At 49.4% G+C, this 12,256-nt stretch carries 11 protein-coding genes; 1 reads left to right on the forward strand and 10 read right to left on the reverse strand.

Annotated elements, in window-relative coordinates; genetic code table 11:
• Position 1: 1 nt before the first annotated feature.
• The 6 genes from ptsP to ACSR9A_RS24050 are packed head-to-tail and all read right to left on the reverse strand — an operon-like array spanning position 2 to position 5,679.
• On the reverse strand, positions 2 to 1,744 hold the full coding sequence (ptsP, locus tag ACSR9A_RS24025; protein ID WP_473760000.1) for a phosphoenolpyruvate--protein phosphotransferase: 1,743 nt from the start codon (positions 1,742 to 1,744) through the stop codon (positions 2 to 4).
• Positions 1,741 to 2,010 carry an HPr family phosphocarrier protein gene (locus ACSR9A_RS24030; RefSeq protein ID WP_341281957.1) on the reverse strand — a complete coding sequence of 90 codons (270 nt, stop codon included), beginning with the start codon at positions 2,008 to 2,010 and terminating at the stop codon, positions 1,741 to 1,743. The genes ptsP and ACSR9A_RS24030 overlap by 4 nt, the downstream gene beginning before the upstream one ends.
• 31 nt (positions 2,011 to 2,041) lie before the next feature.
• A complete protein-coding gene (locus tag ACSR9A_RS24035) occupies positions 2,042 to 2,497 on the reverse strand; it encodes a PTS sugar transporter subunit IIA (RefSeq protein ID WP_473760002.1) in 456 nt (151 codons plus the stop codon).
• Between the two features lie 25 nt (positions 2,498 to 2,522).
• On the reverse strand, positions 2,523 to 3,902 hold the full coding sequence (locus tag ACSR9A_RS24040) for a PTS fructose transporter subunit IIC (protein ID WP_341281955.1): 1,380 nt from the start codon (positions 3,900 to 3,902) through the stop codon (positions 2,523 to 2,525).
• 42 nt (positions 3,903 to 3,944) lie between these two features.
• Positions 3,945 to 4,886, reverse strand: a complete 942-nt coding sequence (pfkB, locus tag ACSR9A_RS24045; RefSeq protein ID WP_473760004.1) for a 1-phosphofructokinase — start codon at positions 4,884 to 4,886, stop codon at positions 3,945 to 3,947.
• Positions 4,887 to 4,890: 4 nt separating this feature from the next.
• Complete coding sequence (locus ACSR9A_RS24050) at positions 4,891 to 5,679, reverse strand: DeoR/GlpR family DNA-binding transcription regulator (RefSeq protein WP_473760005.1); 789 nt, start codon at positions 5,677 to 5,679, stop codon at positions 4,891 to 4,893.
• Positions 5,680 to 6,048: 369 nt separating this feature from the next.
• Between ACSR9A_RS24050 and ACSR9A_RS24055 the strand changes: the two genes are divergently transcribed.
• On the forward strand, positions 6,049 to 6,597 hold the full coding sequence (locus tag ACSR9A_RS24055) for a GNAT family N-acetyltransferase (protein ID WP_473760007.1): 549 nt from the start codon (positions 6,049 to 6,051) through the stop codon (positions 6,595 to 6,597).
• A gap of 62 nt (positions 6,598 to 6,659) precedes the next feature.
• Here ACSR9A_RS24055 and ACSR9A_RS24060 read toward each other — a convergent pair whose 3' ends face one another.
• The 4 genes from ACSR9A_RS24060 to ACSR9A_RS24075 form a co-directional block, all read right to left on the reverse strand.
• Positions 6,660 to 7,151 (reverse strand): hypothetical protein, encoded by a 492-nt coding sequence (locus tag ACSR9A_RS24060; protein ID WP_473760009.1) that lies wholly within the window; start codon positions 7,149 to 7,151, stop codon positions 6,660 to 6,662.
• Between the two features lie 242 nt (positions 7,152 to 7,393).
• Positions 7,394 to 10,429 (reverse strand): beta-galactosidase, LacZ type, encoded by a 3,036-nt coding sequence (gene lacZ / locus ACSR9A_RS24065; protein WP_473760011.1) that lies wholly within the window; start codon positions 10,427 to 10,429, stop codon positions 7,394 to 7,396.
• A gap of 84 nt (positions 10,430 to 10,513) precedes the next feature.
• Positions 10,514 to 11,338 (reverse strand): carbohydrate ABC transporter permease, encoded by an 825-nt coding sequence (locus tag ACSR9A_RS24070; RefSeq protein WP_341281947.1) that lies wholly within the window; start codon positions 11,336 to 11,338, stop codon positions 10,514 to 10,516.
• Positions 11,331 to 12,227, reverse strand: a complete 897-nt coding sequence (locus ACSR9A_RS24075) for a carbohydrate ABC transporter permease (protein WP_473760012.1) — start codon at positions 12,225 to 12,227, stop codon at positions 11,331 to 11,333. Before ACSR9A_RS24075 ends, ACSR9A_RS24070 begins: the two co-directional genes overlap by 8 nt.
• Positions 12,228 to 12,256 lie beyond the last annotated feature (29 nt).

The raw sequence follows: 12,256 nt of genomic DNA on the forward strand, positions 1-12,256 counted from the left end.
GCTAATCACTAAACTTGGAAGCATGGAAAGCTTTAGCCTGCTGCCGAACTTCCTCAGCCGTGTCGAGGTCAAGCACATCGCTTAGCAGTTGCGCGCTATCCTGCACATTTAGTCTGGACAGTGTAAACTTTTGCTTCGCCACAGAGCCCGCATCCATGCTCCATTCATCGAGCTCCATGCCGAGCAGCAGTGGTGCAGCAAGCGGATCGCCCGCCATTTTCCCGCACATTCCGACCCATTTGCCTTCCTTGTGCGCCGCTTGGATGAGGCTGTGAATCGAGCGGATAACCGCCGGATGGAAATAATCATATAAGTGCGCTACCTTCTCGTTCATGCGGTCAACAGCGAGTGTATACTGCACTAGATCGTTTGTGCCAATGCTGAAAAAGTCAACCTCTTTGGCGAAACGGTCCGCCAGCTGAATAACAGACGGAACCTCGGCCATAATGCCGATTTCCAGTTTTTCATCAAAGGTGATCCCCTGCTCCTTCAGCTCGTCCATGACTTCAAGCGTCAGCTGCTTGGCAGCGCGGAACTCCTGCATCGAGGAGATCATCGGAAACATAATTTTAACGGTACCGAAGGCACTGGCGCGAACAATCGCCCGCAGTTGGGTACGGAACAGCTCCCGCTCATTCAGGCAAAGGCGTATTGCACGATTTCCGAGAAATGGATTGTCCTCATGCGGCAAATCCCAATAGGAAAGCTCCTTGTCCCCGCCTATATCCAGCGTACGAATGACGATCGGCTTGCCTTGCCACGCTTCGGCTAGCTGCTTATACACAGCAAATTGCTTTTCTTCATCTGGCAAGCGGTCCGCATTCATGAACAGAAATTCCGTTCGGAACAAGCCGACCCCATGCGCCTCGTCCACAAGCCCTTCACGCATTTCCTCCGGCATGCCGACGTTAACCGCGAGCTCAATCAGCTTGCCATCCTCCGTCTTTGCTGGCAGCAGCCTGTACTTCTCAAGCTTCCCGGCCGCCGATTGCTCCTCCTGCTGCCTTGCTTCATAATCCGAGCGGGTAGCAGCATCGGCATTTAACACAATAACGCCGTCCGTACCATCCAGAATTAGCTCATCACCGTGACTCAACTGCTCAAAAGCAGCGCCAGTGCCAACAACCGCAGGAATGCCCAGCGAACGGGATAAAATTGCAGTATGCGTCGTTTCTCCGCCAACGCGTGTCACAAAGCCGAGCACAATGCTGCGGTCAAGCTGTACGGTGACGGAAGGCGTTAAATCTTCCGCTACTAATATAACGGGCTCTGTAATACTTGCCAGATCTGGATAAAACACTTGCTGCAAATGACTCATGAGCCGATCTGCAACATCCTTCACATCATGAATGCGTTCCTTTACGTATGCATTGTTCATCTTCTCAAACAAAGCGGAAAGCTGGGCCAGCACGGTTTGGACCGCTTGTTCAGCGGACGCCTGCTTGCGCTTAATTTGACCGCGAATATCGCCGTAAAAGGCGGGATCATCCAGAAAGCTCAGCTGACCCTCGATAATTGCCGTCTTATCCTTCCCCAGCTTCGCCTCGGTTTTGGCGATGATCGTATTCAGCTCTGCTGCCGACTGGCGCTTCGCCTGCTCCAGACGTTCAAGCTCCGCCTCTACCTGCTCCGGCTCAATCCGCTGGGGATAAGCCACCTCTACAGCAGGTGCGCCATAGATGAAGGCTTTCCCGAAGCGGATACCTTCCGAAACGCCGATTCCTTTAATATGCTGCTCGCTCATTGCTCTCCGAAACCTTGCTCGAATAGTTCAGCAAGCTTGGCGACAGCCTGCTCCTCGTCTTCGCCATCCGCCGACAGCTTAACCTCAGCGCCTTTTTCCAATCCAAGCGCAATGATGCCGAGCACGCTTTTCGCATTAGCCTCTCCGCCTCCAGCCACCTCTACGTAAATATCGGCTGCGAATTGTCCTGCTGCATTAGCCAGCACTTGGGCCGGACGCAAATGCAGCCCTTCTTCATTTATAATCGTCAATACACGTGTTTGCATCGCACGGTCTCCTCCTTTAGTCTCGCTGTGCTTACAGGGCGCTTTCCAATGTTCCCAAAATATCCGCGGCGCTTTGGCCATCAAGCAGCTCTTGGCGGAAGCTTTCGTGTATCAGCTTGCGCGATACCGAGGCCAAAATACGCAAATGCTCCTTGCCCGCATCCGATTCCGGAATCGCCAGCAAAATAATCGAAGTGACCGGCTTGCCGTCAAGGGAACCCCACTCAATCGGCTGCGCTAGACGGGCAAATGCCAGGCCAGGCTTGATGACACCAGCGGATTTGCCATGTGGAATCGCTACGCCAAAGCCGATGCCTGTTGAGGCATGCTGCTCACGCGCTTCAACCGAAGCTAGAAAAGCAGCCTCATCGTTCAAATAGCCAGCCGATTGCAGACGCTCCGCAAGCTCTTTAATAACAGCCTGACGATCACCAGCAGTCGAATCAAGAATAATTGTTTCTATGTTTAATAAGGTTTGGGATGACATTGTAATAACCTCCATGAGATGGGATTTAAGCCGCTGCCGGCTTATTTTTCTTGAGCAAGGATACCGTTACAGCTGTTACAACTGAACCAATGACAATCGCTGCGGCATAAGCGCCGAGATGGGTCACTGCATTAGGAATGGCCAGTACGAATGCCCCACCATGCGGCGCTTGAAGCGTCGCGCCAAATACCATGGACAGCGCTCCTGCTACAGCTGAACCGAGGACCGTGCCTGGAATGACACGAAGCGGATCGGCAGCCGCGAATGGAATCGCTCCTTCGGTAATGAAGGCCAGCCCCATGACTCCCGCCACCTTTCCTGCATCGCGCTCCTCTTTGGAAAATTTGTTTTTGCGAATGACGGTAGCTAGCCATAGGCCAAGCGGCGGAGTCATTCCCGCTGCCATAACCGCTGCCATCGGGCCATAGACGTGACTTGCGAGCAAGCCGACAGCGAATGTATACGCTGCCTTATTAAGCGGACCGCCCATATCGAACGCCATCATTGCCCCAAGCAGCAAGCCGAGCAAAATCGCATTCGTTGAATTCAGCCCCGTCAGCCATGTGGTCAAAATATCCATCAGCGTCTTCACTGGCGTTCCGACAACATAAACCATCATCAGCCCAACGATGAGCGTCGACAGTACGGGAATTATCAAGATCGGCTTTATGCCTTCTAGTGATTTCGGCAGCTTGATCGCATGCCGCAGCCATTTTGCCACATAGCCGGCAAGAAAGCCTGAAATAATACCGCCAAGGAAGCCGGCTCCCAGCTGGCTTGCCAGCATGCCGCCTACAAGCCCGGGCGCTAGACCAATCCGGTCTGCGATAGAGAAAGCAATAAAGCCGGACAAAATCGGAATCATTAAGGCGAATGCCGCCCCGCCACCAATGCTCATCAATGCAGCCGGAAGCGTACCTTCCTCTTGAAATGCTGTTATGCCAAAGATAAACGAAATGGCAATAATGATACCGCCTGCCACCACGAGCGGCAGCATGTTGGATACGCCTGTCATCAAGTGCTTGTAGGCACCGGTTCGAACGGAGCTGCTCTCTTTTTTCGTCTGCTCCTGCACGGGTGCAGCCGCCCCAGCTTGAGCCGCTTCTTTCGCAAGCGCCTGCTCGATCAGCCCTGCTGGATTACGGATGCCTTCGGCAACGCCAACCTTAATGATCGGCTTGCCTGCAAATCGCGATTCCAATACATCGGTATCCGCTGCCAAAATAATCGCATGCGCTTCGGCAATTTCCTCCGGTGTGAGCTCATCCTCTACGCCAAGCGCGCCGCGCTTCTCCACCTTCAGCGGAACGCCTTTCTCCTCTGCCATTTTAAGCAATGATTCCGCGGCCATATACGTATGGGCAATGCCAGTGGGGCAAGAAGTTACCGCCAGCAATTTCTTCATGTCAATTCCTCCCTTATGATGTCGCCAGTCGCTTCAATATAATCACAATGCTTGAATATAAATATCTCCTGCCCGGCTGCGAATTTCCTCGAACTCGCATACTTGGGTGCCTGCTTTGGAAGCCGTTATCGTTCCTGCGGCCGTACTCCACCTTGCTACATCCTCAAGGCTGCTATTTTGCAAAAGCGCCTGCGCAAGCACGGCTACCATCGAATCGCCAGCGCCAACTGTGCTCAGTGCCTCAATAGGGAACGGCTTGGCCATATAGGCTTCTTCACCGCTCATGACGATGGCCCCATCTGCGCCCATCGAAATGATAACGAGCGTAATTCCCTGAGCAAGCAGCTGTTTTCCAGCCCGTACGATTTCTTCTTTCGTGTCCAGCTTGCGCTGTACAAGCTGCTCCAGTTCATACTGATTAGGCTTGACAGCAAATGGAATCGCACTAATCCCAGTAACCAACGCCTCGCCATCCGCATCCAGAATCGTTCGTACGCCCAGCTTGCGTGCTTTTACAATAAAATGATGATACAGCTCAGGTGGTGCTCCCTTCGGCAAGCTGCCCCCAAGTACAAGGACAGACGCTTTCGGCAGCAGCTCATCAAGCAATTGGTCCAGCTCGGCAAGCTGACTCTCACTTACCGTAAAGCCTTGCTCATTGACCTCGGTCGTCGTTCGCTGCTTCTGATCCACAAGCTTCATATTCGTCCGCGTCTCGCCCGGCACTTCAACGAAAGCAGTATGAATGCCCGAACGGTCCAGCTCCCCTATAATTCGTTTGCCTATGCCGCCAGCGATGAATCCAGCGGCGGTGACGCTCGCCCCAAAGGTGTGAACGATTCGCGCCACATTGATGCCCTTACCGCCAGGGTCAAGACGGATGTCCTCTGCACGATTGAGCCCTCCTACCTTCAGCTCCTGAAGCATAATCGTCTTGTCCATGGAAGGATTCAAGGTAAGTGTAATAACTTGCTGCTTGGACATGCTGTTATGCCTCCTTTCCTACCGAGGTGCGATACACCTCTACGCCTCGCTCTTCCAGCTTCCGGGCAAAATCCTCCGGCATCTCCGAATCGGTAATGCATATATCAATATCGCTCCAATCAGCAAAGCGCGAGAAGCTGACCTGATTGACCTTGCTGCTGTCGCTGAGTAAAATAATGCGGTCAGCGCGCTTAATCATTTTACGCTTGATGTCTCCCTCAACCACGTTCGGCGTGCTTAGCCCTTCCTCCAAGTCCATGCCGTTCGTCGCCATAAACGCCTTATCAACCTTAATAAAATCAAGGCTGCGCTCAGTTATCGGCCCCACCAATGACAATACGCCAGGCCGGTAAGCCCCGCCCAGTACAATGACATCGATGCCTGGCGGCAGCTCCAAATCCTGCGGCAGCATAAGCGAATTGGTAACAACCGTCAGCTTCGTAAACGCTGTCAATTGCTGCATCAAATAAAAAGTGGTCGTGCCTGAGTCAAGCAAAATCGTATCTCCATTGCTAATCCATTGAACCGCTTTCGCTGCAATCGCTTTCTTTTGCTGCGTTGATGTAATCTCCTTCTCGGAAAAGCTCGGTTCAAAGTTAACGCTGCGAATGGAGATCGCTCCGCCATGCGTGCGCTTAAGCAGTCCGGCTTCCTCCATCTCCCGCAAATCCCGGCGAATCGTCGACTCCGATACTTGAAATTTTTCACATAGAGCCTGCAGGTCAACACGCTTCTGTTCTTCCACTAAAGCTAAAATTAAATTTTTGCGTTCCTCGCCAAAAATGTTCCTCACCGCCTATTTGATCGTTTATGAAATCGTCCAGTCATTCGAATGAATGTTTATGAACGTTTTGTTTATAAATCGATTATATTCAGTCATTAGTGCGATGTCAAATGGTTTCTTTATCTATTATTTTCACAAACGGTCATACTCAGTCATTTCGTGAACGTTTTCAAGGAATACTTGCTGCTTATGCCCATGACGATTCGCACATTGCTATTTAGAAGGTTAAGCCTATAAAATAGGATAAGACAAGCGTAAACGGCTTTGCCGTTCTTTGGCGGCACAGCGCGTTTCATTCCGAGAAATATAGAGGGAGGATGGGAAAATCATATCCTCTCCTATATTTCAAAAAAATCAATTATTGCGAGGTGTTTCCTTATGCAGCCAACACTAGAAACAGAACGATTGATTTTGAGAGCGTTTAACTTAGACGACGCAAGCAGAGTTCAGAAACTGGCCGGCAATATTGAAGTAGCAAGCACAACCTTGTCTATTCCTTACCCCTATCCTGATGGGGCAGCCGAGGATTGGATTAGCAACAATACAATTAGAGCAAGCAATGGAGAGGGATTCCCTTTCGCAGTGACCCGCAAAAAAGACAATGCCTTAATTGGCTGTATGAGCTTGAATTTGAGCAAGCCGGATCAGCGAGGCGAGCTCTCCTACTGGTCGGGTAAGCCTTATTGGGGGCATGGCTATGCGACAGAAGCGGCGAAGCGTGTTATTCAATTCGGCTTTGAGCAGTTGGAGTTGAATAAAATAATGGCAGCAGCAATGGCTAAAAACCCTTCTTCCTCCAATGTCATGAAAAAGATTGGCATGAAATATGAAGGCGAATTCAAGCAGCATATTTTCAAATGGGGAGAATTTGAGGACTTGATCTTTTACGGATTGACGAGAGCGGATTATGAGCAGTTAAATAAATAATCTATCAGGCAATGAAAGAAGAGGAGGGCACCCGCCCTCCTCTTCTTCTTCATGTGAGCCTATTATTTATGACGACTTTTTAAAATTTCAATCTCTTCTTCAACCTTCGCAATCATGTTCCGATGGGCATCGAGCCTATCAACGATCGTTGTTGTTACTACCTCAGTAATGCGGGCTGTCTGCTCAAAGGTTGCTTCAAGCTTTAATTCCATACGTTCCAATTTCTCATTCACCTCTCTGAAACCTTCACGCTGACTATCAGCAAGCATCTGGTGACTTTCAGCAAGTGCTTGATGACTACTAGCAAGCGCTTGTTGCCCTTCAGCCAGAGCTTGTTGGCTTTCAGTCAGCGCTTGCTGTCCTTCAGTCAGTACCTGCTGTCCTTCAGTCAGTACCTGCTGTCCTTCAGTCAGTACCTGCTGTCCTTCAGTCAGTGCCTGCTGCCCTTCAGTCAGTACTTGCTGCCCTTCTTCCAATGTTCCTACCCGTTCATTAATGATCTTAACGACAGAAAGCAATTCCTTCAATGTTGATTCAATAATATTATTATCCATTCATTCGACCGACCTTTCGCATTAATTAAGTTTAGTATGCTGGAAGAATCGGAAGACGTCAAATTGCCATTGGGCTCGCAAATTTGACAAAATTAAATTAATATGCATACGCGATTTAAGAAGGGTTTTTCTAAAAATATCGTGTAGATTCCACGATAAAAAAGAGGAAGGCAGCCGCCCTCCTCTTTTTTCCACTATCGTTATACAGCAATTCAAGTACAAAATGCTCACTGCATCAACTTTTATACCCGGCTGATTAGGAACTCAAAAGCCAGCTCCTGATCCGCTTGGATCAAATATTCATCATGGACAGGCGCGCCCCAGCTATCGTCACCGCCGACACCCATTTGTCTGCCTGCTACTGTCACAACCGTATAATGCACGTTCGGGAGCTCATGGTGATGCTGCGCGCTCTCCAGCTCAAATGCGGTATAAGGCGCAATATTGCATTCCACAGGCTGAGTCGCTGGCGCCGAAATGCGAAGGCCTCGTCCGAGATCATTCGTAATGCTTACGCGGCGGACGCCTGTACGATTGCCGGACTCTTGCGGTACAACATAACCGGATACATTATCTGCGGCAACGTTTTGGAACTCGCCAAGACGCGCCCCGAATGCACGGTCAATGTAGTTTTCATCTGGACCCATCGCATACCAGTCTAGCTTATGATAGTCCGCAGGCACCTTGAACGAAAGTGCGAAAATCGGCAGCTTCGGCAAATTCGCCGCTCCCTCATAACGCGATTTCACCTGCACGCTTCCGTCACCCAGCACGGTATAGGCCACTGTCACCAATACATCAGCGCTTATGCTAAGACGATATTGGAACGTTACCGTTGCTGTTCCCGCCTCTTCTGTCAAAACAACGCTAATACATTTACGTGTCAAGCTCGCTGCAAACCACATGCCGGAATCAAAGCCAAGTGAAAATCCTTTGTCATTATCCGTCGTTGCCCGCCAGAACAGTGGAGCCGGAGGCAGTGCAATCATCTCTTTACCCGCATAATTGACCGAAGTCAGCGTGCCGGCTTGCTTGGAGAACATGATGCTGAAATCGCGGCCATGCACACCAATGTTGACATCGCCTTCTACGACGCGCAGTTCTCCTGCTGGAAGAATCACTGCTTCCTTTTGCTCCACCAAAAATACGAATTGTCCGAACGACAGCTCATATCCTGCATCCGCCCAAAGCGTGCTTGCTTTCAGCTGCAAGGACGCGTGAACAACATACTCACCCGCTTGCTCTGCTGCCGGAAGCGCAACTGGAATGTAGGCTTCGCTTTGTGCAGCAACCTGAATCTCGCTTACGCTGCGGAAAACTTCCGCGCCTTCCAGATGAAGCTTAACAACCAGCTCATAAGCATCTGTTCCTTCAAACAGATTTTCATTGACGATTTTCACGCCTTCTTGGTCAGGAAGCAGCTTAATGTTCTGATATAGGAACTTCACTTCCTGCATTTTCGGCGATACTTTGCGATCGGCATATACGATGCCGTTCGTACAGAAATTATAATCGGTCGCACGGTCGTCGAAATCACCGCCATAAGCGAGGAACTCCTTGCCGAAGCGGTCTTTTTTCACAATAACCTGATCGATGTAATCCCAAATAAATCCGCCTTGGTACAACGCATATTTTTGCTCAAGCTCTGTATATTTGTGCATGCCGCCCACTGAGTTGCCCATTGCATGCATATACTCACAGCTAATGTACGGCTTTTGCGGATTATCATTCAAATAAAGCTCGATATCGGAAGGCTTCGCATACATGCGGCTCTCCATGTCGCTCGTGGCATCATAGTCGCGATTATGGAATACACCTTCATAATGAACGAGGCGGCTAGGGTCAACACTGCGGAAATAGTTCGATACGTTCAGCAGCACCTCGCCTGCGTATGCTTCATTGCCGACCGACCAGATTAAGATGGACGGGTGGTTTTTGTCGCGCTCAACCATTGAAATCGCCCGATCCATTACGATATCCTCCCACTCCGGCTTATTAGCAGGAACGTTCCACGACGGCTCAACGGCACCCATTTTTTGCCATGAACCATGTGTTTCCAAATTCATCTCATCAATGACATACAATCCGTACACATCGCACAGCTCATACCATAACGATTGGTTCGGGTAATGGGAGGTGCGAACAGCATTTAGATTGTTTTGCTTCATCGTCTTAACATCCCACAGCATATCGTCAGCCGTAATGGCCCGTCCTCTGCGAGGGTTAAATTCATGGCGGTTAACGCCCTTGAATACAATCCGTTTGCCGTTGATATGCATCACTTTGTCGATCATTTCGAATTTGCGGAAGCCTACAAGCTGCGGAACTACTTCAATGAGTTCGCCTGCAGCGTTATAAACCTCTACATACAGTTTATATAAATATGGATTTTCCGCATTCCACAGCGACACTGCTCCTGCATCAAGCGAAGCCGTCCACGTCCCCGCTTCAGCTGCTGCTGCAGCTCCAGATACAACGGCATGACCAGCTGCATCCTTCAGCACTAGCTTCATGCTTGCGCCTTCGAGCGTACCGCTCAGCTTCAAATCTACCAGCAGCGTACCTTGCTCATAAGCCGCATCAAGCTCTGTATGCACAAACAAATCACGAACATGGATAGCCGGAACGGTATACAAATAGACGTCGCGGAAAATGCCGGAAAAACGCCAAAAATCCTGATCCTCGAGCCAGCTTCCCGTGCTGCGCTGGTAAACTTCAACTGCCAGCCTGTTTTCACCCTCCTGCAAATAAGGAGTCAAATCAAATTCAGCGGGTGTAAAGCTGTCCTCGCTGTAGCCGACGAACTGCCCATTCAGCCAAACATAGAAAGCCGATTCTACGCCTTGAAAGGAAATATATACCGGCTTGCCCAGCATATTCTGCGGAACGGAGAAATGCTTCACATAGCTTCCAACCGGGTTGTCATTTTCCGGAATTGCCGGCGGACGAAGCTCATGATGTCCATCCCATGGATACATCGTATTCACATATTGCGGCTTGCCGAAGCCTTGAAGCTGAATATGGCCTGGCACCTCAATCGCTTCCCAAGTGTCGCTATTAAAGCTTTGCTCGTAAAAAGAAACTGGACGATCCGCAGGTCTCACGGCATAGTTGAACTTCCAGCTGCCATTCAGACTATGGCGCAGAGGCATGCTGCCATTGCCTTCCGCCTCTGCTTCAGTTTCATAATAACGGTGATCCGAATGGGCAGGCAGGCGGTTAACAGCAAATACACTTACATCAGTTAGCCAGTCGAGGCTCGGTTTTGCAGTAGTCATAAAATAATTCCTCCATAACGTAGATGATAAGTCAGGCGGCTGCATGCTCGGCATGCAGCCGCCTATCCCTTGCTTTTAAGTTGATTATTTGACCGAACCGGTCATACCTGCTACAAAATGTCTTTGCATCAGGAAGAATACAAGCGCTGTTGGAATCGTTGAAATAACGATTGCCATCATGATCATCCCGTAATCCGGCGTGTAGCTGGAGCCGAGGTTGGAGATCAACATTGGAATGGTACGCTTGTCCGGCGATTGCAGCACGATAAGCGGCCACAAGTAGTTGTTCCAGCTGGACATGAACGTAATAATTCCCGCTGCCGCATACGTCGTTTTCATCGTAGGCACATAAATGCGGAAGAACAAGGCCAGCTCGTTCAAGCCGTCAATACGACCTGCTTCGAGCAGCTCTTTCGGAAACATTTTTGTGTTTTGACGGAAAAAGAAGATGAGAAACGCTGTCGTCATCGTTGGCAGCACGACGCCCGAAAGCGTATCAAGGCCTAGAAATGGAACGCTGCTCGAAATTCCTGCGAACATTTGATACAGCGGAACCATAATCGCCGCGAACGGAATCATCATGGACAGGAGCAAAATCGTGAAGACGATGTCCTTTGCCTTGCTTTTATAAATTTCAAAGCCGTAACCTGCAAGCGAAGCAATCAGCATCGCCAGCAGCGTCGTCGAAATGGAAATTTTAGCCGAGTTCATAAGCGCCGGCACAATATCGACCGTGCTGAACAAATTATTAATATTGTCAAGCAGCTTGCTGCCTGGCAGCAGTCTGCCTTGCGTTACATCCGAGGAGCTGTTCGTCGCGCTGACGATCATCCACAGAAACGGGAAAATGGAAATGAACGCTGCGACGCTGAGAAAAATATAAACCGATACCCGTTTTAGCTTATCCATTTTTATCACCTGCCGCTTTAAACTGAACAAATGCCAAAATAATAATCATAATTACGATAGAATAAGACACCGTTGCTGCATATCCGAAATCTGCGGAATATTTGAAGGACAGATTGTAAATGTACTGGGAGATGGACATAGACGCATTGCCCGGTCCGCCCTTCGTAATGTTCACAACCTCGTCGAACAGCTGCAGTGTACCGATTGTCGATGTAATGGATGTAAATAAAATAATAGGTTTGAGCAAAGGCATCGTAATGCCGAAAAATTGTCTAGTCGAGGACGCGCCGTCGATCTTGGCAGCCTCATAAATCGAATGGTCAATATTTTGCAAAGCTGATAAGTAGAAAATCATGTTATAGCCTGTCCAGCGCCACGTAATGGCAATAATAACCGTAATTTTGGCCCAAAATGGATCTGTGATCCATTGAATAGGCGTGCCAATCAGATGCAGCTTGAGCAGCAATTGGTTCACAAGGCCGTCGCCTGCAAATAAGTATTTGAAAATAACCGAATAGGCAACAAGAGATGTAACCGCCGGCAGGAAAATCGCTGTACGGAAAAAGCCCTTAAACTTCAGCTTGCTGTCATTCAGCAGTACAGAAATAAACATCGCCAGCACGATCATAACCGGCACTTGAATGATGAGATAAATAAATGTATTTTTTACTGCGACACGGAACGTCTGATCACTGAATAGACGAATGTAATTGTCAAAGCCTACATAGTGGAGGTTCATCCCTTTGCCGGATTTGAACGATAGAAGGAGCGCTTGAACCATTGGGTAGAAATAAAATGCTGCTATTAGTACGACAGCAATGATGACGAACAGCCATCCTGTCAAGCTTGCTCGATTACGAATTTTTATGCCAGGCTGCGCTGCTTTCACGATAGCCTAACCCCTTTCTTCACGGAAAT

The organism is Paenibacillus sp. R-74696, assembly GCF_055814915.1.